We start from the raw sequence: 21,243 nt of genomic DNA on the forward strand, positions 1-21,243 counted from the left end.
CGTATGGCCCGGTGTCGCTGCTTAACGCCCTTCAAGGACCGAAGATGAAAATCGCTATTCCTTCCATACTGTTACTCGCCGGTTTGACGGCGACGCACCCGGCCACCGTGTTGGCCGCTGCACCGCCCGCCGCGGCGGATCAGGGCCAGAACGACACGGCCAACAACGATTTCAGCTTCGTGCGCTATCGCGCGGATTATCGCGTTAACGCCAACGCCACCAACGTGAAGACGGAAAGCTACGAAGTGCTGCTGAAGACCAAGGCGGCGATCGAGAAATTCAGCCAGATCCGCCTGAGCTACAGCGAAAAAATGGAAACGCTGGAGGTGGTTGCCGCCTATACGCTGACCGCCGACGGCCAGCGCCACGACGTGGCGCCCGACCGCATCTATACCCAGGAGAGCTACTCCAGCGCCACGGCGCCGCTGTATGCCGATCGCAAGGTGCGCGTCATCGTGTTCTCCAATCTGGCGCCGGGATCGCGCGTGGTGTATGAGCTGCGTCGCACGCAAAACACCCCGTATTTCCCTGACTATTTCGGCCTGTGGGAGACGTTCAGCGTTTTCGATCAGTTCGACGACGCCGAAGTGACCCTGCAGGCGCCGGCCAAGCTGCCGATGCATATCTTCACGCGCGGCGTGGAAGGCGGGGACCAGCCGCAGATCCGCGACGGGCAGGCGCACTGGCGCTGGCATTATTCGCGCAGCGCGCCGATGAAGGCGCAAAACTGGGCGGCGGACAGCTGGACCTTCAGCCCGACCATCATGGCCAGCACCTACCGCGAGTGGCCGCAGTTGGCCAAGGCCTACCAGCTGAAGGCCGGCGCGGCGGCGAAGGTGACGCCGGGCATTCAGGCGCTGGCGGACAACATTACCGCTGGCATCAGCGATCGGCGCGAGCAGGCGGAGGCCCTCTATCGCTGGGTGGCGCAAAACATTCGCTACGTGGCGGTGTACCTGGGCAACGGCGGGCTGGAGCCGAATTCGGCGCAGAGCATTCTCGATAACCATTACGGCGACTGTAAGGATCACGTGGTGATCCTGGAGGCGCTGCTCGCCGCCAAAGGCATTGAAAGCTCGCCGGTGCTGATCGGCATGGATGAAGGCCCGATACTGCCTAACGTGCCGCTGCTCGGCCGCTTTAATCACGCCATCACCTACGTGCCGGAGTTCAACTTGTACCTGGATTCCACCAATCCTTGGGCGCGTTTCGGGCAACTGCCGGAGGGCGATTTGGGCGCGCCTGTGCTGCTGACGCGCGACGCCAGGCTGGCGCGCACCCCGGGCAGCGATGAGCAACCGGCCAAGAGCGCGTTGAACGTCGATTTCGTGTTCGACAAGGCGGGCAACCTGCAGGGGGAAACCGAGCGCCGGCTGAGCGAAGTGGAAGAGATTGACCTGCGGGGCTACTTCTCGCAGATCAACCGCCAGAACCGGGCGCAGGCCGAAGCGACGATCATGTCCGCATCCGGCATCGACGGCAGCGGCGAGGTGGCGATGAACAGCGATCCGCTGGATCTCAAAAAGCAGTTCGGTTACCGCTTCCGCTTCAAGGCGGACGACTACGTCGATTTCGGCGTGGTGGGCGGCATGACCTTGCCCAACCCGCCCGGCGGCAAATCGTTCCGCACGCTGTATACCACCACGGCGGCGCCGGGCAACGAAACCCCGTTCTACTGCAGCGCGCAGCGCTACGACGAAACCTACCGCCTGCAGCTGCCGGCCAACGTGCCGATCATCGCCATTCCGCAAGACAGGCAGTTCCGCAATGCGGCGGGCGACTATCGCGTGGCGTGGCGGCGCGATGGGCAGCAGGTGACCGTCAATCACCGCCTGCAGGTGAACGCCATTCGCGGCAAGGAAGCGCTGTGCCAGGCGCAGGATTACCCGGCGTTCCGCGAGCTGTTCCAGCAGGTGCGGCGCGGTTTCCGCGGCCAGGTGGTGTACGGTGAATTGGCCAACGGCAAATAGGACGCCGCTCCGTAGTCGGATAAAAATGGCCCCCAATCAGATGCCTGTGGGGGCCAAAGCATTCCTACTAAGCGATCTTAATCGCGCGCACCTCTTTGGATCTCAATTTCACGCGGATTGGCACCGATTTGTACGAAAGCGTACCGCTCTCCTCATCGATGTAATGCAACGGCACCAGCACGTTGGCTTCCGGGTAGTAGGCGCGGCGCTTACATTTTTGTTATGCCTTTAGTTGATGCCACCATTTGTCGCCATACCAAAATTCCAGCCAAAGCATCTTCCAACGTCTGAGTATTGTGTTTTTCTTCGCCTGCTGTGAGGCTAACAATGGTATTTGCGCACATTGTTCCTCCTTGCACTTGTCCTTCCACTAACTTTGAGCAGCTCTGGATATATTCAAATGTGACTCTTTCTATTTCTTCCTCACACTGTAATTTAAGTTGAGCGATCTTTGGACGGATGATAGCCAGTACGGTCCCGCCATATTCAAGCGCCTCTTCCTTTGTGGGGATTTTTCCTTTATGAATAACGCTATTCCTAAAACCTGTATCCTTACTGGATAAGAGTTGCGGCAACTCACCAAACTCGCTCGCCCAAAGAAACAGAAAAGCACCGAGTTGCCGTTCGGATTGGTTAGAAACCTGTTTCCATACAATTGAGAAAACATCGTTTTCAATGTTTCTCTTTTTACAGAGAACTTTTATACAAAACTCATAAAAGCGCTCCAAGCTTGACGTAAACGACGATACAGCTTCTCGGTAATAGCCATCCAAAATTGCGTTTGCACCGATATCAAAAAGGATTTCGAATTTCTGCTGTTGCAATACGGTTACCGACTTATGTCCACGTGTACAACATGTTTCGTATCGCCCGTCATCGCGAAATTCAAACGTAGTTAATTCATTTGTAGGATGGCCAAGCTCTTGGAAACATGCCATGCATGGCATTAATAATTTCATTAATCTGTCCTTAGTTATCATGACATAGAGCAAAGAGGTGAAGTGCCCAGAATTTTGCCATTATTATATGTTTTTTAGGCATTTCTTGAGGATAAACGTCGTTGTTTTTCCATAAACTGTCGTCAAAATTATCGTCATAATATCTCTGATGAGATTTTTATTGTATAGCATCATAGATAGATGACCTATTCCATGCTCATTAGATACACATGGAATAGGCGGGCCGCCGGGGCGTTACTTTTTCACCACCAGGCCCACGCCGCGGCCGCGCGGATCGGACGCGGTTTCCGGCGTGCGGCCATCGATGCGGATGACCTGAATATCCCCCATGTTCCAGCCCTGGTCTTCGAGGGTGTAGCCCATGGCCTTCAGCTCGTCCGCCGGTTTGCCGGTCAGCGGCGCAAAGCTGTCATAGTAGACGGTGTCCTTCGGCAACAGCTGATGATGTACGCGCTGGGCGGCCACCGCCTGCGCAAGCGGCAGGTGGTAATCGTAGAGGTTGTTGATCACCTGGAAGATCGAGGTGAAGATGCGCGAACCGCCTGGGGTGCCGATCACCAGGGTGACGTCGCCGTCGCGGGTGATGATGGTCGGGCTCATCGAGGAGAGCATGCGTTTGCCTGGCTCGATGGCGTTGGCGTCGCTGCCCACCACGCCGAAAGCATTGGCGACGCCGGGTTTGGCGCTGAAGTCGTCCATCTCGTCGTTAAGCAGGAAGCCGGCGTCCTTGACCACCACGCCGCTGCCGAAGTCCCAGTTCAGCGTATAGGTATTGCTGACCGCGTTGCCGGCGGCATCGACGATCGAAAAGTGGGTGGTTTGGTGGCTTTCCAGCCCCGGCCGCACCCGTTCGGTCGGCGAGATCGCCGTCGGGTTGATCTCGGCGGCGCGTTTTTGCAGGTAATCAGGGGCGATCAGCTGCGCTTCCGGCACGTTAGTGAAATCCGGGTCGCCGAGGTAGTCGGCGCGATCGGCGAACACGCGTTTTTCGATTTCCGCCAACAGGTGGATATAGCGCGCCGAGTTGAGCGGCACGCCCTTGAAGTCGGCCGCGCGATCTTCTTTTATCCCCAGCAGCTGCGCCAACGCAATGCCGCCGGAGCTGGGCAGCGGGGCGGTATACACGGTGTTGCCGCGCCAGCTGATGCGCATCGGTTCACGCCATTTCACCCGATAGTCGGCCAAATCCGCCGCGCCGATCAGCCCGTTGTCGCGCTGCATTTGCGCCACCAGCAGGCGGGCGGTCTCGCCGTGATAAAAATCGTCGGCGCCCGATTTGGCGATGCGCTCAAGGGTGGCGGCCAGCTCCGGCTGTTTGAACACCGTGCCGGGCTTCATGGCGCCGAAATAGTCGCCGAAGTTGGTTTTACCGGCGAACAGCTTGTTGGCGTCTTCACGGTACTGATACTGCTGATCCGCTACGGTGAAACCTTGCCGGGCGTAGCCGATCGCCGGCGTCAGCAGTTCGGCCCACGGCAGCTTGCCGAATCGCTTGTGGGCTTCCCACAACCCCAGCACGGTGCCCGGCACGCCGGCGGCGCGGCTGCCCACCAGGCTGAGATTTTCGATCACTTCGCCTTTCTCGTTCAGATACATGGTCTTGCTGGCGGCCTTGGGCGCTACTTCGCGGTAGTCGAGAAAATAGGGCTTGCCGTCGACATACAGCGTCATAAAGCCGCCGCCGCCGATATTGCCGGCTTCAGGGTAGGTCACCGCGAGGGTAAAGGCGGTGGCGACCGCCGCGTCGACCGCGTTGCCGCCGGCCTGCAGAATGTGCGCGGCGACCTTGGCGCCATACTGATCCGGGGCGGCGACCGCGCCGGCGGTCAGATCGGCGGCAAAGGCGGCGGGAACGGTGCAGGCAAGGGCCACGCTCAGAGCTATCGTTTTCAATAAACCGGCAGACATAGAAGATCCTTTTAGCGATGTTCAGTTATCAGGTGAATTCAACTAATTATTTTGAAACAGCAGGTTAGCGCGTTTTCTTCGGGTTGTTGCGACGCTTTATTGAAGGTAGCAGCGGTCAGGCGGGGCCGCCTGACCAGAGTAGCAAATCGTGACGTGACGCGTTATGCGCCGGCGGGCAGCGCCGACTGCAGCCATTGGCAGAAGTGACGGGCGAGCGGATTGTGTTCGCTGTCGCGGTGCAGCAGCCACGCCCAGTTGGCGCCGCGCACGCGTTGCTCGGTTAACGGCTGCAGCAGCCCGACGTCGCGCGCGTGTTGCGCCAGCAGTTGGCTGACCAACGCGATGCCGAGGCCGTTGCAGGCGGCGTCCAGCAGCAGACCAGGATCGGAGAAGTTCAGCCCGCTGTCGCGTTGGCCGACGTGCGCGCCGCCCGCCGCCGTCCAGTGGCTCCAGTCCATCTCGCGTTCGCCGTGCAAGGTCACGCGCTGCTCCGGCGCCAACGCCAGCAGGCTGGGGTGGCAGGCGGGATAGAGCCGGTCGGTACAGAGAACGTTAAAGGTGCAGTCCGCCTGCGCGCTGAGATCGTCGCGGATCGCCAGATCGATGCTGTCCGTCGCCATATCCGGCGGTTCAAAGCTGGTGAACAGCCACAGATCGATCTGCGGATGTCGCTGGTTGAAATCGCCCAGCCGCGGCGCGAGCCAGTGGCGGGCAAAGGCCGGGGTGGTATTGACGATCAGCTGGTTGGGTTTGCGGTACTGATCCAAACGGCGAATGCCGACGGCCAACTGTTGCAGCATCACCTGTGCGGTGCTGAACAGATCGTGGCCGGCGTCGGTCAGCGTTACGCTGCGGCCGGTGCGGAAGAACAGCGGCTGTTCCAAAAACGCCTCGAGGCTGCGGATCTGTTGGCTGATGGCCGACTGGGTCAGGTGCAATTCTTCGGCGGCCTGATGAAAACTGCCCAAGCGCGCCGCCGCTTCGAAACCGCGCAGTGCGCTCAAAGGGGGCCAGTGTTTTAACATTATCGATAAGCCTGTCTAATCAGATATCCACTAAATATATCGTTTGTCGCGGTGGCAGGGGAAGACTAGCATGGGATTCAAGTGCCGGAGAGTGAAAAATTCGGTTAACCATTTGAATTTAAATTAATTAAAAGAGGTCGTTTATGTCATCGCGTCGCACCTTCATCAAGCAGCTTTCGGCGGTGGCCGGCGTCGGCTTGACGGCATCGTTGGGCTTTCCATTACGCGGTCACGCAGAAGCTGCGCTTAATCCGGCCTGGCGGATGCCCGACGAAGGGGAACCTCAGCTGCGGGCGTTTCTCGCCTTCGGCGCCCAGAAGGCCATCTGGGGCGGGTTCACGGCGGACGTGCAGGCAGCGCAGGGGCGCATCGCCCGCGCCATCGCCGAGTTTCAGCCGCTGACGGTATTTTGCCGCGCGCACGAACGGCAGCTGGCGGAGGCCACCTGCGGCAGTCAGAACGTCAGCTATGTCGTCACCGAGCTGGATGACATCTGGATGCGTGACATTGGCGCCAATTTCGTCATCAACGACGCCGGTGCGCTGGGCGCGGTGGATTTCAACTTCAACGGCTGGGGCGATAAGCAGCGGCATGCCAGGGATGCGCGTCTGGCGGCGTTCGCCGCCAAAAAATACGGCGTCGCTCAGCCGCGCCGCAGCGCGCTGGTGGGGGAAGGCGGCGGCATTGAGGTGGATGGGCGCGGCACCGGCATCATGACCGAGAGCAGTTGGGTGAATGCAAACCGTAATCCAGGCTGGAACCGCGATCGGGTGGAGCAGGAGCTGAAGGCGATGCTCGGCCTGCGCAAAATTATCTGGCTGCCGGGCATTAAAGGCCGGGACATCACCGATGCGCACGTCGATTTTTATGCCCGTTTCGTGCGGCCGGGCGTGGTGGTGGCCAACCTGGACACCGATCCGGCCTCTTATGATCATGCGGTTACCCAGGCGCATCTGGCGATCCTCAAGGCAGCGACCGACGCCGACGGCCGCAAGCTGCAGGTGCATACGCTTTCGCCGCCGCTGGCGCCGCGCGACAGTCGTTTCAGCCGCCACAATCCCGATTTTGCGGCGGGCTACATCAACTATTTCGTGATCAACGGCGCGGTGATCGCCCCTGAGTTTGGCGATCCGCAGGCGGATAAAGCGGCGTTTGAGCTGCTGACGGCGCTCTATCCGCAGCGCAAGGTGGTGCAGTTGGAGATCGACGCCATCGCGGCCGGCGGCGGCGGCATTCACTGCGTGACCAGCCAGCTGCCGGTGCATGGCAAACCAGAGCAGTGAATGTTCAAAAAATGCGCGCACGGTTGTTTGTCGCCATAGGCTGTGGTTGGCTGAGTGGAAACATAAGGAGGCCATCATGAACGACTTATCCTTGAGCATTCCCACCTGGTATCGCGATCCGCACGCAGAGCAGGCCATGGCCGAAGGCCATGCGCCTATCTGGCGGCATCTGCTAACTCTGGTGCCGGAACACGAACTGTCCGGCGTCAGGGTGCTGGACTTCGGCTGCAATCAGGGCGGTTTTCTGCGTCTGTTGCACCAAATCCGGCCATTTCGTGAAGGGCTCGGCGTCGATATCGCCCGCCAGTCCGTCGAACACGCCAATCGCCTGAAAGGAAACCTGCCGATCGGTTATCAAACCGACACGCGGCTGACAGGCTGGGATGACCATTTCGATATCGCCTTCAGCCATGAAGTCATCTACCTGATCGAAGATATCGCGCAGCATGCCGCCGATATGCTGCGGGCGCTGAAACCAGGCGGCGTTTACTATGCGGTGACCGGTTGCCACACCGACAACCCGCTGTGGCCGCAATGGCGCGCAAGGGTCGCTGAACAGACGCATACCGTGGTGCAGGATCGCTCGCTGGACGACTATGCGCGCATTTTCTCCGGCGCGGGGTTCCAGGTCTCTGCCCGCAGGCTGGGTTTCTCCGGCTTCGTGCCCTATGAACCGGACGGTTGGATGCCGAATATCGCGGCGGCGATCGACTACTATTGGCACACCAAAACGGTGTTCAGATTGGCGAAGCCGTAAAAAGCCGTAGGTACGCGAGGCTGTTGGCGTAGGCGCCTGCGCGATGATGAAACATGGGCAGACTGCCATCCTGAATATCATGGGGGGAGCTATTGCTTTTATCTCACTGTGTTGCTCTAAAAAATCCTGGTATTTGTGATGAGGCAGGTAGGCGGGGGATTTTCCATGGATCTTGTCCACCTATCCAATATGTGGACAACCTGTGATATTCTTTCGTCCCTGACCCCATTTAATGTGGAACATCACGATGAGTAATGACGCGGATAATAGCGGCTCACAGGTGATTGCCCGGGCCGCCACCCTGCTGCGGGCGCTGGAAACTCAACCGAAGGGCATGACCATCTCTCAATTGTCCCGGGAAACGGGGCTGCCGCGCACCACCGTACACCGTTTGGTCACCTCGCTTGAATCGCAACAGCTGCTCATCATGGGCAGCGGCGGCGTTCAATTAGGGCCGGCGCTCGCCCGCCTGGCGGCTTCCGCGCATACGGATGTGATCACCCTTGCAAAACCGGCGATGGAAACGCTGGGCCGCCGCACGCGTGAAACCGTCGATTTGTGCGTTTACCGCGGCAGCCACGCGGTATCGGTAGGCCAGTTTGTTTCCGATCAGGAACTTCGCGTCGTATCAGCCGTTGGCACCGCCTTTCCGTGTCACTGCACGGCGCATGGCAAAGCCATTCTGGCCGAGCTGCCTGACGAAAAGATTGCGGATCTGCTTGGCGGCCAGCCGGATGTCAGAACGGATAATACCCTCAGAACCGTCTCATCCGTACTGGAGGACATTCGGGAAACCAGGATCCGTCGTTACGCCATCGATCGCGAAGAGCACGCTCGCGGCGTCTGTGGCGTCGGCGTTTATCTCAATATCGGCGTCAACGAGCTTTACGCCATATCCATTGCGGTTCCGGCCATGCGCTTCGAGGAAAAGTTTGACCATCTGCTCGGTTCGCTGATGCAGTGCAAAGCGGAAATCGAGGCGATGCTGGCATAACAAGCCGGGGCGTTTGGCCCGGCAGGCGCTAAACGCCGCATGGGCAAGCATGCCTCGCCCCCGGCGCTGCGTTGGCGAGGGGAAGGCGGCAGTCAGCTGTTGCCGAACCGGGCATAAATTTCAGGCAGGAAACGGCCGAGCGAAGAAAACTCCGTCATATCGTGGACGGCCATTTCATAAGCAAAGCCTTCCAGCGACGCTTTCGTCATCCCCGCTTTTGTGATGTATTCGCGGGAGCGTTTTCCGCCGTCCGGGAACTTATCGAATCTATCCCAGGATTCATGCGTGCCGATCCAGTAACGGTTGACCATTTCCATCCCTTGCGGCGTGTCGCGACCCAGATGAATCATCAACACCAGCGGCGTTGATTGCGCATCATAAGGCGTGATGATGCCGCTGGCGTTAAAGGTAAAGCGATGCTTTTTGAGCAACTCGCTCTCGACGCCGAAGCTTTCCGGCGCATTAAAATGGATAACGCCGTCAAGATAGTTATCGCCAATGTACTCGGTAATGTGGTTCGGGTTGCCGTACAGCCGCTCAGCGTAGGACAGACGGGTATCCGCCAGACGCTTGGGATCGACAACCGAGTTGTGGATATGAGCATGCGGGAACCACAGATAATAGCGTTCGCTCTCGATCGGGTGCCAGCAGAACCACCACTTGAACATCTCCGTGGTCACGCCCGGAAAAATATGGCGGCTTTGCGCATAGGCGCAGGGGCCGCCATCCTCAACGACGGCGTAACCCGATACCGGAAACTCGTCAAAACGTTCCAATAGGGTTTTCAGGCCCGCTTTCGTGGGTTGAAGGATGTGCTCTTTTACCAACGGCCCCTGTTCCAGCGCGCGGATCATCTCTACGGGCGCATCCAGATTGCTGTCGAAGAACTCGGCGTAGGGCTTGCCCTGAATGCCTTTCTCATTGATCTTCAAGCGTTTCTGCATCGGCACCTGATAGTAGGAAATCAATGACTTATCGAGCGATGCGCCTGCATCAGTAAACGCGCCTTTCCGCGCCGCCGCCGGTAGGGCGGATGATGGCGCCGCCATGGCGGAAGACAGCAGGGATTGAGAAAGCAAGGCGCCGCCAGCCAACAGCGGAATGCGCTTGATGATATTACGACGTGAAATTTCTTTACTCATGAGATCCTCACTTAGGTTGTCGCCGACTTGACGGCAGCGAGATGTGGTGTGGTTGATATTGATTCTGAATTATCCGCATGATGGATCATTCATCCGAATAATGGTTATTATTCTGTTGCCGGATGTGGGCGATGTCAACGCTCATTGAGTGACAAAGCGCATGGATTGCCAAAAAGCGCCTGCCAGCCATTGCAGGTAATACTGGAGGGGTGCCGACGTTGGCAGGGTAGGATTGACATTCGGTTTACAGTTTGCGCGTTGACATGTTGGGCAGAAGCCTCAAGAATATCGTCCAAATAATGGATATTGAATCCATATAACGGACACCTTAGTGAGGCTCTCTATGCGTGAATTAAGAAAAATGGCGGCGTTTACGCTCTTGGCCGTGGCCTGTCTGACGATCATGGTCGGTTGCGTGATCGTTCCCGGTTTGACGGAGATCGCGAGCCAGTTGGGCACGCCTTCCGCGGCCAGTTGGCTGGTCACCGTGCCGTCGTTGGGCGTGGTGATATTTGGCCCCTTTGCCGGACGTTTTATTGACAAGGCGGGCGCTTACGCGGCGCTCAGCTGGGGGCTGTTGTTGTATGGCCTGCTTGGGGCGGGGGGGCTGTTGCTTCGCGGCTTTTGGCCGGTGATGCTCGACCGCCTGCTGCTTGGCGGCGCCACGGCGATCGTGATGTCAGCCGGCACCGGTCTGATTTCTGCTTTTTACAGTGGGCAGGCGCGCTTGAAAATGATCGCTTCGCAAGGCATGTCGATCGAGCTGGGCGGCGTCATCTTTCTGTTTATCGGCGGACTGTTGGCGACGCTCGGCTGGCGCTGGCCCTTCCTGTTGTATCTTGTCGCCTGGGTGTTGCTGGCGATGCAGTTGCTGTTTGTGCCCAAACCCCAGTCCGATGTGGGCGAATCAGACAACGTTCAGCGCGGTGATGCCATTTCCACCGGCGCCGGCAGATTAACCGCGGTCTATTTTTCCGCTGTGCTTTCCATGATCTGCTTCTTCACCGGGATCATTGTCATCCCGCAGCATTTCCACCACATGAATATCGGGGCGGCGCAAACGGGATACTTCCTGTCGTTTATCTCGCTTATCGCCGTTTTTGCCGCCGCGCTGATGCCCAGGTTGGTGGCTTTACTCAGAGACAACGGCGCGCTTGGCGCGGCGTTTGTCTGTTATGCCGCAGCGCATCTGCTCTTCGCCTCTGCGCACGGCACTGCGGCATTTGTTGCCGGCGGCATTCTGATGGGATGCGGGTTCGGCTTCTCGGTGCCGTTGGTTAATCATATGACCGTAGAACAAAGCTCCCCCCGCACCCGGGGGCGAAATCTGGCCTATTTATCGATGGCGATTTTCTCCGGCCAGTTCTTGTCATCCTTTATGGCGTTCATTCCCGGCAGTTCATCCGCCGTTTTCCTGGGAGCGGCGGGTATCAGCATCGCCACGGTTTTGGCGCTGACGCTTGCGCGCAGATTAGGGTAAACCCACCGCGCTGCGCGTTTTCCAGCCCGAAAAGATTTTACGCAATCCTTACGCAACCCTTTCAGAAGCGCATTGCGGCATTCGATATATTGAGAATAGTCATTCTCAATAGGATCGTATTGCAATGCAGAGGAAAACGCTTTTAGCGCTGGGGCTGTCGCTGTTGCTGGCCGGCTGCGATGGGCAAAACGCCGGCGCGCCGACGCGCGCAGGCGGTGAACGGGAGGTCGGCGTGGTCACGCTGCGCGGCCAGTCGGTGACCCTGAGCAGCGAGCTGACCGGCCGGGTCAACGCCACCATGACCTCCGACGTGAGGCCGCAGGTCGACGGCATCATCAAGCAGCGGCTGTTTACCGAAGGGGCCGAGGTGAAAGCCGGGCAGGTATTGTATCAAATTGATCCCGCCAGCTATCAGGCCAGCTACGATCAGGCCGCCGCCCAGCTGAAAAACGCCCAGGCCACGGTGCAATCCACCCGGCTCAAATCGCAGCGCTATGCGGCGCTGGTGAAAGAAAACGGCGTTTCCAAACAGGACGCAGACGACGCCAAAGCCGCGTATCTGCAGGCCGTGGCGTCGGTGGCGCAGTATCAGGCGGCGCTGGAGACGGCGCGCATCAATCTCGGCTATACCCAGGTGCGTGCGCCCATCGCCGGGCGCATCGGCATCTCATCCGTGACGCCGGGCGCGCTGGTCACCGCCAGCCAGACCGATGCGTTGGCCACCATCCGCGCGTTGGATCCGATCTATGTCGATCTGACCCAGTCCAGCGCCCAGATGCTTAAGCTGCGACGCCAGCAGGCGGCGTTACAGCGCGGCGCGGTCACGCCGGTCGCCATCAAGCTGGAGGATGGCACGTCTTATGCCCACGCCGGCAAGCTGGAGCTGACCGAGGTGGCGGTGGATGAGGCCACCGGTTCGGTCACGCTGCGCGCGGTGTTCCCCAACCCCGAACATGAACTGTTGCCCGGCATGTATGTCCACGCCACGGTGGATAACGGCGTCGATCCCAAAGCCATTCTGGCGCCGCAGCAGGGCATCACCCGCAACGCCAAGGGCGAAGCCACCGCGTTGGTGGTCGACGAGCAAAACAAAGTGGCGCAGCGCACCGTCACCGCCGAACGGGGGGTGGGCAGCAACTGGCTGATCGGCAGCGGGTTGAACGAGGGCGATCGCCTGATCGTCGAAGGCACCAGCAAGGTGACGATCGGCGCGGCGGTGAAGCCGGTCGCCGTCTCGCTCGACAAAGCCCAACGCGGGGAGCAGTGATATGGCGCAGTTCTTTATCCGCCGCCCGGTGTTCGCCTGGGTGATCGCCATCATCATCATGCTGTGCGGCCTGATGTCGATCAATTCGTTGCCCATCTCGCAGTACCCGGACGTGTCACCGCCGCAGATTTCCATCTCCGCCACCTACCCGGGCGCGGACGCGGAAACGCTGGAAAACAGCGTCACCCAGGTGATAGAGCAGCAGCTCACCGGGCTGGATGGCCTGCTGTATTTCTCTTCAACCAGCAGCTCCAGCGGCTCGGTCAGCATCGACGTCACCTTTGATCAGGGCACCGATCCGGATATCGCGCAGGTGCAGGTGCAAAACAAAGTTCAGCAGGCGGAAAGCCGCTTGCCGAGCGCGGTCACCGCCCAAGGCGTGACGGTCAAGAAATCCCAGAGCAGCTTTCTGCTGATCGTCGGGCTGTATGACGAGACCGACAAGGCGACGATGGCCGACATTTCCGACTATCTGGTCAGCAACCTGCAGGATCCGCTGTCGCGCATCGAGGGCGTGGGGGACGTGCAGGTGTTCGGCTCGGAATACGCGATGCGCATCTGGCTGGATCCGACCAGGCTGGCGAGCTATGCGCTAATGCCTTCCGACGTGCAGACGGCGATCGAGGCGCAAAACACCCAGGTGTCCGCCGGCAAGGTAGGCGATCTGCCGGCCGTCGCCGACCAGCAGCTGACCGCCACGGTGAAGGCGCAGTCCCGGCTGCAAACGCCGGAACAGTTCCGCAATATCATCCTGAAAAGCGACAGCAGCGGTGCGCTGGTGCGGCTGGGCGACGTGGCGCGGGTTGAACTGGGCAACGAAGACTACTCCGCCAGCGCGCACCTCAACGGCCACCCGGCGGCGGGGATCGCAGTCAAGCTGGCGGCGGGTGCCAACGCCCTGAGCACCGCCAAGCTGGTAAAGGCCAAGGTGGCGGAATATCAAAGCGCGATGCCGCAGGGTTATAAGGTGGCCTACCCGAAAGACAGCACCGACTTCATCAACATCTCGATCGAGGAGGTGGTGAAAACGCTGTTCGAAGCGGTGGTCCTGGTAGTGGTGGTGATGTTCGTGTTCCTGCAAAACCTGCGCACCACGCTGATCCCGACCATCACCGTGCCGGTGGTGTTGCTGGGCACCTTCGGCGTGCTGGCGGCGTTCGGCTACTCGATCAATACCCTGACGCTGTTCGGCATGGTATTGGCGATCGGGCTGTTGGTGGACGACGCCATCGTGGTGGTGGAAAACGTCGAACGCGTGATGCGTGAAGATAAGCTGCCGCCGCGCGAGGCGACGGAGAAATCGATGCGCGAGATCACCGGCGCGCTGGTCGGCATCGCGCTGGTGCTGTCGGCGGTGTTTCTGCCGATGGCGTTCTTCGGTGGTTCCACCGGGGTGATCTACCGCCAGTTCTCGATCACCGTCGTCTCCTCGATGATGCTGTCGGTGGTGCTGGCGTTGACGCTGGCGCCGGCGCTGTGCGCCACATTGCTGAAATCGACGCATAAAGAACAGACCGACAAAGGGCTGCTGGGTAAATTCAACCGCGGTTATAACCGGCTGCAGGAGAAGTACGCCGACAAGGTCGGCGGGGTGATCCACCGGCCGACGCGCTATCTGCTGCTGTACGGCCTGCTGCTGATCGCCACCGCCGTGATGTATCTGCGTTTGCCGACCGGTTTCCTGCCCAATGAGGATCAGGGTTCGGTGATGGTGCAGTACACCTTGCCGGCCGGCGCCACCAATGCCCGCACCTCGGCGGTGAGCGAGGCGGTCACCGCCTATTTCCTCGAGCAGGAAAAGCCCAACGTCAGCACTATTTTCACCATCAACGGCTTCGGTTTCAGCGGCAGCGGGCAAAACGCCGGCATGGCGTTCGTCAGCCTCAAAGACTGGAGCCAACGCGGCGGCAGTGAAAACACCGCCGACGCCATCGCCAAGCGCGCCATGGCGCATTTCGCCTCGCTGCGCGACGCCCAGGTGTTCTCCATGAGCCCGCCAGCGATCGACGGCTTCGGCCAGTCCGACGGCTTCACCTTCGAACTGCAGGCCAAAGGGGCGACCACCCGCGCCGAGCTGCAGGCGATGCGCGATCAGATCGTCGCCGCCGCCGCCGGCAATCCGTCGCTGTTGGCGGTGCGCGCCAACACCTTGCCGGACACGCCGCAGCTGCAGGTGGAGATCGACAGCGGCAAACTGCAGGCGCTCGGCCTGAGCGCCGGCGACGTCAACAGCACGCTCAGCAGCGCGTTCGGCAGCACCTACGTCAACGACTTTATCGATCGCAACCGGGTGAAAAAAGTCTATATGCAGGGCGACGTAGCGTATCGCGCCAAGCCGGAAGATCTCGACAAATGGTTTGTGCGCGGCACCAACGCGGCGGGCGACAGCAGCATGACGCCATTCTCCGCCTTTGCTTCCTCACACTGGATCTACGGCCCGGAAAACCTGTCGCGCTATAACGGGCTGTCGTCGTTCGAGATCACCGGGCAGGGCGCCGCCGGCGTCAGTTCCGGCACGGCGATGAGCGAGATGGAGAAACTGGCGGCGAAGTTCTCCGCCGGCAGCAGCTATTCCTGGAGCGGGCTCTCCTATCAGGAGCGGCTGACCAGCGGCCAGGCATCGTCGCTGTACGCCATTTCGCTCATCGTGGTGTTCCTGTGCCTGGCGGCGCTGTATGAGAGCTGGTCGATTCCGTTTGCGGTGATGTTGGTGGTGCCGATGGGCATCGTCGGTTCGCTGCTTGCGATCACGCTGCGCGGGCTGGAGAACGATATCTACTTCCAGGTGGCGCTGCTGACCATCGTCGGTTTGTCGGCAAAAAACGCCATTCTGATCGTCGAGTTCGCCGAGGAAATGCACCAGCGCGGTGAAACGCTGATTGGCGCGGCGGTTCACGCGGCGCGCATGCGCCTGCGGCCGATCCTGATGACCTCGCTGGCGTTTACCGCCGGGGTGCTGCCGCTGGCGGTATCCAGCGGCGCCGGCGCCAACAGCCGCATCGCCATCGGTACCGGCATTATCGGCGGCACTCTTACCGCCACCGCATTGGCGATCTTTTTCGTCCCGCTGTTTTATGTGCTGGTGCGCCGCATGTTTACCCGTCGGCCCGCCAACTCGCCGTCGCAGGCAGGAGAATAACGTGTTGCAACGAGTCATGATGTTAACTTTACCGCTGCTGCTGAGCGGGTGTCTGTCGCTGGATCCGCACTACCAGCGCCCGGCGGCGCCGGTGCCCGCCAACCTGCCGCAGGGCGAGGCCGCCGGCAAGCAGGCGTTGAGCTACCCGGACGTCGCCTGGCGCGACTATGTGCAGGACGCCAGGCTGCGCCAGGTGGTGGCGATGGGGCTGAGCAGCAGCCGCGATCTGCGCGAGGCGATCGCCAATATCGCCTCGGCGCGCGCGCTGTACGGTGAGCAGCGAGCAGCGCTGTTGCCGACGATCAACGCCACCGCCGACGGCAGTCGCGGGCGTTCGCTGACCGGCAACGGCAATGCCACCGCCATCAGCCAGAGTTACGAAGCGCAGGCCGGCGTCAGCGCCTTTGAGCTGGATCTGTTCGGCAAAAACGCCAGCCTGTCGCGGGCGGCGTTCGAAACCTATCTGGCGAACTCGGAGGCGGCGAAAAGCACCCGCCTGACGTTGATCGCCGACATCGTCACCGACTGGGTGGCGGTGGCGGCCGAGCGCAGCAATCTGGCGGTGGCGCAGCAGACGATGGAAAGCGCCAAACGGTCGCTGGAGGTGACGCGCAAAAACCAGCAGCACGGCATCTCGTCGCTGGTCGACGTGGCGTCGGCGGAGACCGTTTATCAACAGGCGCGATCGGACGCCGCCAGCTATGCGACCAGCGCCGCGCAGGCGAAAAACGCGCTGGATTTAGCGGTGGGGCAAAGCGTGCCGGAAAACCTGCTGCCCGGCGGCATCGACGCGCTGAGCGGGATCATGCGCGACCTGCCGGCCGGGGTTTCTTCGCAGGTGCTGCTGACGCGGCCGGACGTGCTGCAGGCGGAGCATAACCTGAAATCCGCCAACGCCAATATCGGCTCGGCGCGGGCGGCGTTCTTCCCGTCGATCAGCCTGACCGCCAGCGGCGGGGTGGGCAGCGGTGAACTCTCGTCGCTGTTCAGCCACGGCGCGGGCGTTTGGTCATTCGCCCCGAGCATCAGCCTGCCGATTTTCAGCGGCGGCTATAACACGTCGCAACTGAACTACAGCAAAGCGCAGAGAGATCTGTATGTCGCCACCTATGAGAAAGCGGTGCAGACGGCATTTCAGGAAACCGCCGACGCGCTGGCGCGCAAAGCCACGCTGCGGGAGCAGCTGGCGGCGCAAACCGGCTATGTGGCGGCGGCGCAGCAATATTATCGTCTGGCCGAACTGCGTTACCGCCAGGGCGTGGACAGCTATCTGACCGTGCTGGACGCACAGCGCACGCTGTATACGGCGCAGCAGTCGCTGATCGCCGCACAGCAGACTGCGTACGACAATCAGGCGACCCTGTATAAAGTGTTGGGCGGCGGGGTTGCCGCCGAGCGGCAGGGGGATGGCGTCATCGCCGACAAGACGACACTCAGCCGCTAACCTTCGACCGCGCGCGCCGGGCGTTTGGCTGCGCGCGTTTTTTATGGAAAGTGTAAAGAAACGGAAAACCCGCGCGGCGGCCCGAACTCGCCGCGGCGGGCAGAGTCAGACAGATAATTGCACTCACTTTTTCTTCATATCGGCTCGAGGTCGTCATGGCAGAAGACATTCAGCAACAGGTCATCGCGCTTATCGCCGCCTTCAACGCATCAGGGCGGCTGCAGAAGGGCGTGGCCATCACCCCGGAAACCGAGATTAATACCGTGCTCAATCTGTCGTTCAGCGACTCCAACACGCTGATGCGCCGCTACTTCGACACCTTCGGCGTCGACAGCGGCAACTATAACCACGAGCTGTATTTCCAGCCGCCGAGCAATACCGGGCGCTGGTTTTCTCCCTCCGCCTGTAAAGAACACACTCGGCCGCTGTGCGTGTCTATGCTGGTGCGCTCCGCGCGCGCCAAACGCTGGCTGTACGACATCCATTTTCTGATCGAACAATTGCGCTAAGCCTGATGCAGCGCTTAATCCGCCTCGGCCGGAGGAAAACCGGCTTCGTCCAGCGCGGCGATGAAGGTATCGCTGTGCAACAGACTCTCGATGAGCACTTCCCGTTTGGCCGGCTCGGTTTGAATGTGAGCCTGCGGGTCAACGCTCAGCAGCGTCCGGGTGACGGATTTGGCGCAGCCGCCGCAGGTCATGGTTGGAATATGAAAACGAATCATTTTACTCTCCTCGTCGATTACGGTGTTTGATAACGGTAAAGCTTGCCAGCATGGCAGGGGCAAACTCTTTTTACGGCGATTCACGCAGCCGCCGTGGTTTCGGCTCGCGTATCAACCCGAAACGCGGCGTTTGGCGCGGTATGGCGGCGGTTTCCGGCTCCGCCAAATCGGCCAGAATAGGGCAGTCGGGGCGCGCATTGCCGCGGCAATGGCCGGCAAGGCGTTCCAGCGTTTGCGCCATCGACTGCAGTTCAGCAATCTTGGTTTTCAGCACCGCGATATGCGACAGCGCTACGGCTTTAACATCAGCGCTGGCGCGTTCGCGGTCATGCCACAGCAGCAGCAATGCAGATATCTGTTCAACGGAAAAACCCAGGTCGCGTGAACGCCGAATAAAACGCAGGCTATGCACCTCAGGCATACCGTAGTGGCGATATCCCGCATCGGAGCGAGCCGCTCTCGGGATCAGGCCTATTTGCTCGTAATAGCGAATCATCTTCGCCGAAACGCCGGATAATTTGGCGGCTTGTCCGATATTCATCCTGTCCTCCTGTTACGATGATGCCGATATCCCGGTGGGGTGCGCTGCTTCTGCCACCGCTGCAGCGCGGCTCTCGACGGCCATCGGCGCGTGAAAACGTTTTAGCCGCAGCGCATTGCCAAGAACGAAGACGCTGGAAAGCGCCATCGCGGCGGCGGCGAAGATCGGTGAAAGCAACGTGCCGTTCAACGGATAGAGCAGGCCCGCCGCCACCGGGATCAGTATGGCGTTGTAGGCGAAGGCCCAAAACAGGTTCTGCTGGATGTTGCGGATCGTCGCCTGGCTGAGCGCAATGGCGTTCGCTACGCCGCGCAGATCGCCCGACATCAACACCACGTCGGCCGCTTCTATCGCCACATCGGTGCCTGTGCCGATAGCCAACCCAACGTCCGCTTCCGCCAGCGCAGGCGCATCGTTGATGCCGTCGCCGACGAAGGCGACTTTCGCGCCGCTACTGCGGAAGGATTTCAACGCCGCCACCTTGCCCTCGGGGAGCACTTCGGCCGCGATTTCATCAATCCCCAGTTGCCGGGCGATCGCCGCCGCCGTTGCGGCGTTGTCGCCGGTGATCATCGCAACCTTGAGCCCGAGCACATGCAATGCCGCGATGGCTTCCGGCGATGTTTCCTTAATCGGATCGGCAACGGCGATCACCGCAGCCAAACTGCCGTCGATGGCGGCATAAAGCGGGCTTTTCCCTTGGGCGCCGAGGCGTTCGGCGACGGACCGAAAACTTGTCACATCAAGCCCGAGTTGTGTCATGAAGCGATCCGCGCCGACGGAAACCGCCCGGCCGCCGAGGTTGGCCGAGACGCCGAAACCCGGTACGGCATCAAAACTGTCGACGATGGCGAGCGTGAGATCACGCTGTTTTGCCGCCGCGACGATCGCTTCGGCGATGGGGTGTTCGGATCGCGTCTCGACCGCGGCGACCAGGGCCAACACCTCGTCATAGTCGAAGCCCTCTGCGGGTTCGAGGTCGGTCAGCTCCGGGCGGCCTTTGGTCAGCGTACCGGTTTTATCGAGAGCGATAACGCTGACATCGCGCAGCGCCTGCAGAGCCTCACCTTTGCGGAACAATACGCCCAGTTCGGCGGCGCGCCCGGTGCCGACCATGATCGAGGTTGGCGTCGCAAGCCCCATGGCGCAAGGGCAGGCGATGATCAGCACCGCGACCGCATTGACCAGTGCGAACGTCAGCGCCGGGGTGGGGCCGAGGACCAGCCAGACCAGGAACGTCAGCGCCGCAGCGGCCATCACCGCAGGAACGAACCACATGGTGACCTTATCGACCAACGCCTGAATCGGCAGCTTGGAACCCTGCGCTTCTTCCACCAGTCGGATGATTTGCGCCAGGACGGTATTCGCGCCGACTTTTGTCGCCCGGAAACTGAACGCGCCGGTTTTGTTGATGGTGCCGCCGACCACGTCGGCCCCCACGATTTTCTCGACCGGCACCGGTTCACCGGTGATCATGCTTTCATCGACATAAGACGCGCCTTCGATGACCTCGCCATCCACCGCGATTTTCTCCCCCGGCCGGACGAACACCACATCGCCGGTAACCACCTGCTCGAGAGGGATTTCGACCGTTCCGCCATGCCGCTGGACGCGCGCGACCTTGGGTTGAAGGCCGACGAGCCGTTTGATGGCCTGCGAGGTGCGCCCCTTGGCGCGTGCCTCCAGCACGCGTCCGAGCAGGATCAGTGTGACGATGACGGCGGCGGCCTCGAAATAGACGTTGGCGGTGCCCTGCGGCAACACCTCGGGGGCGAAGGTGGCGACCAGCGAATAGCCGTAAGCCGCCGCCGTGCCGACCGCAACCAGCGAGTTCATATCGGGAGCGCCGCGCAGCAGCGCCGGAACGCCTTTGCGGAAGAAGCGCAGGCCGGGGCCAAATAAAACCAAGGTGGTGAGGACAAACTGGATATACCAGCTCGTCTGCGCGCCCAACACCTGCATGACCCACTCATGTATGGCGGGAATGAGGTGCGAGCCCATTTCCAACAGGAATACCGGCAGGGTAAACAGGGCGGCGCCGAACAGGGCGCGCCGCAACGCGCGCGCCTCGTTTTCGCGCTGTTCGGCGGCCTGGTCGTCCGCGCTGGCGCTATCCGCCGTCAAGCGACGAGACGTATAGCCGGCACGGGTGACGGCGACTTCCAGATCGCCTGCGGATACGGTGCCGGCGAGATAGCGCACCCGCGCGCGTTCGGTCGCCAGGTTGACATTGGCCTCGATCACGCCGGCAACCTGGGCCAACGCTTTCTCCACCCGGCCGACACAGGAGGCGCAGGTCATGTTTTCGATCGCCAGTTCGACGGTTTCCTCTCGCACCGTATAGCCGGCGCCTTCAATAGCGCGAACGGCGGCCTGCGGATCGGCCTGTCCGTTGAACGTGATGTCGGCGCGCTCGGTCGCGAGATTGACCGTGGCCGCCTGTACGCCCTGAATCGCGCTCAAGGCACGCTCGACGCGCCCGACGCACGAGGCGCACGTCATGCCTGCAACCGGCAGGCTCAGACGCGCGGACGAAAGCTGAGGTAAGTGGGTATTGGATGCGTTCATGTTACGAGCCCTTAAAAGAGTAACGGGTATCAAAAGGCTAGA

At 60.7% G+C, this 21,243-nt stretch carries 16 protein-coding genes and 1 pseudogene; 9 read left to right on the plus strand and 8 right to left on the minus strand.

Features of this window, described 5'->3' with window-relative positions:
- Positions 1 to 44 precede the first annotated feature (44 nt).
- Positions 45 to 1,970 carry a DUF3857 domain-containing protein gene (locus JL05_RS16250; RefSeq protein ID WP_033633001.1) on the plus strand — a complete coding sequence of 642 codons (1,926 nt, stop codon included), beginning with the start codon at positions 45 to 47 and terminating at the stop codon, positions 1,968 to 1,970.
- A 67-nt stretch (positions 1,971 to 2,037) separates the two neighbouring features.
- Here the strand turns inward: JL05_RS16250 and JL05_RS25765 are convergent.
- The 4 genes and pseudogenes from JL05_RS25765 to JL05_RS16265 form a co-directional block, all read right to left on the minus strand.
- Positions 2,038 to 2,172: pseudogene (locus JL05_RS25765) on the minus strand (hypothetical protein); the annotation flags it as partial.
- Positions 2,173 to 2,179: 7 nt separating this feature from the next.
- Positions 2,180 to 2,929 carry a hypothetical protein gene (locus JL05_RS16255; RefSeq protein WP_050501251.1) on the minus strand — a complete coding sequence of 250 codons (750 nt, stop codon included), beginning with the start codon at positions 2,927 to 2,929 and terminating at the stop codon, positions 2,180 to 2,182.
- 234 nt (positions 2,930 to 3,163) lie between these two features.
- Positions 3,164 to 4,837: a gamma-glutamyltransferase gene (gene ggt, locus JL05_RS16260; protein WP_033633002.1), complete on the minus strand. Its 1,674-nt coding sequence runs from the start codon at positions 4,835 to 4,837 to the stop codon at positions 3,164 to 3,166.
- 161 nt (positions 4,838 to 4,998) lie between these two features.
- On the minus strand, positions 4,999 to 5,862 hold the full coding sequence (locus JL05_RS16265; RefSeq protein ID WP_033633003.1) for a LysR substrate-binding domain-containing protein: 864 nt from the start codon (positions 5,860 to 5,862) through the stop codon (positions 4,999 to 5,001).
- Between the two features lie 143 nt (positions 5,863 to 6,005).
- Between JL05_RS16265 and JL05_RS16270 the strand changes: the two genes are divergently transcribed.
- The 3 genes from JL05_RS16270 (at position 6,006) to JL05_RS16280 (ending at position 8,896) form a co-directional block, all read left to right on the plus strand.
- Positions 6,006 to 7,145 carry an agmatine deiminase family protein gene (locus JL05_RS16270; protein WP_033633004.1) on the plus strand — a complete coding sequence of 380 codons (1,140 nt, stop codon included), beginning with the start codon at positions 6,006 to 6,008 and terminating at the stop codon, positions 7,143 to 7,145.
- Positions 7,146 to 7,221: 76 nt separating this feature from the next.
- A complete protein-coding gene (locus JL05_RS16275) occupies positions 7,222 to 7,902 on the plus strand; it encodes a class I SAM-dependent methyltransferase (protein WP_033633005.1) in 681 nt (226 codons plus the stop codon).
- 247 nt (positions 7,903 to 8,149) lie between these two features.
- Entirely contained in the window at positions 8,150 to 8,896 is a 747-nt protein-coding gene (locus JL05_RS16280; protein ID WP_004938000.1) for an IclR family transcriptional regulator, read from the plus strand.
- Positions 8,897 to 8,988: 92 nt separating this feature from the next.
- On the opposite strand, the gene JL05_RS16285 is transcribed toward JL05_RS16280, so the two are convergent.
- Complete coding sequence (locus JL05_RS16285) at positions 8,989 to 10,038, minus strand: DAPG hydrolase family protein (protein WP_033633006.1); 1,050 nt, start codon at positions 10,036 to 10,038, stop codon at positions 8,989 to 8,991.
- Between the two features lie 343 nt (positions 10,039 to 10,381).
- On the opposite strand from JL05_RS16285, the gene JL05_RS16290 reads away from it, so the two are divergent.
- From JL05_RS16290 to JL05_RS16310, 5 genes are all read left to right on the plus strand, one after another.
- Entirely contained in the window at positions 10,382 to 11,518 is a 1,137-nt protein-coding gene (locus tag JL05_RS16290) for an MFS transporter (protein ID WP_033633007.1), read from the plus strand.
- 124 nt (positions 11,519 to 11,642) lie between these two features.
- Positions 11,643 to 12,785 (plus strand): efflux RND transporter periplasmic adaptor subunit, encoded by a 1,143-nt coding sequence (locus tag JL05_RS16295; RefSeq protein WP_033633008.1) that lies wholly within the window; start codon positions 11,643 to 11,645, stop codon positions 12,783 to 12,785.
- Position 12,786: 1 nt separating this feature from the next.
- Positions 12,787 to 15,924, plus strand: a complete 3,138-nt coding sequence (locus tag JL05_RS16300) for an efflux RND transporter permease subunit (protein WP_033633009.1) — start codon at positions 12,787 to 12,789, stop codon at positions 15,922 to 15,924.
- Between the two features lies 1 nt (position 15,925).
- The gene (locus tag JL05_RS16305; RefSeq protein WP_033633010.1) at positions 15,926 to 17,368 is read left to right on the plus strand and encodes an efflux transporter outer membrane subunit; all 1,443 of its coding nucleotides are present in this window, start codon (positions 15,926 to 15,928) and stop codon (positions 17,366 to 17,368) included.
- A gap of 155 nt (positions 17,369 to 17,523) precedes the next feature.
- Positions 17,524 to 17,877: a DUF1493 family protein gene (locus tag JL05_RS16310; RefSeq protein ID WP_004937980.1), complete on the plus strand. Its 354-nt coding sequence runs from the start codon at positions 17,524 to 17,526 to the stop codon at positions 17,875 to 17,877.
- 14 nt (positions 17,878 to 17,891) lie between these two features.
- Here JL05_RS16310 and JL05_RS16315 read toward each other — a convergent pair whose 3' ends face one another.
- The 3 genes from JL05_RS16315 to JL05_RS16325 all read right to left on the minus strand — a co-directional run bounded on the left by JL05_RS16315 (position 17,892) and on the right by JL05_RS16325 (position 21,201).
- Positions 17,892 to 18,092 (minus strand): heavy-metal-associated domain-containing protein, encoded by a 201-nt coding sequence (locus tag JL05_RS16315; protein ID WP_033633011.1) that lies wholly within the window; start codon positions 18,090 to 18,092, stop codon positions 17,892 to 17,894.
- A gap of 70 nt (positions 18,093 to 18,162) precedes the next feature.
- A complete protein-coding gene (cueR, locus tag JL05_RS16320) occupies positions 18,163 to 18,633 on the minus strand; it encodes a Cu(I)-responsive transcriptional regulator (RefSeq protein WP_033633013.1) in 471 nt (156 codons plus the stop codon).
- Between the two features lie 12 nt (positions 18,634 to 18,645).
- Positions 18,646 to 21,201, minus strand: a complete 2,556-nt coding sequence (locus tag JL05_RS16325) for a heavy metal translocating P-type ATPase (protein ID WP_050501252.1) — start codon at positions 21,199 to 21,201, stop codon at positions 18,646 to 18,648.
- Positions 21,202 to 21,243: the final 42 nt, after the last annotated feature.

Source organism: Serratia nematodiphila DZ0503SBS1 (assembly GCF_000738675.1).
GTDB lineage: Bacteria > Pseudomonadota > Gammaproteobacteria > Enterobacterales > Enterobacteriaceae > Serratia > Serratia nematodiphila.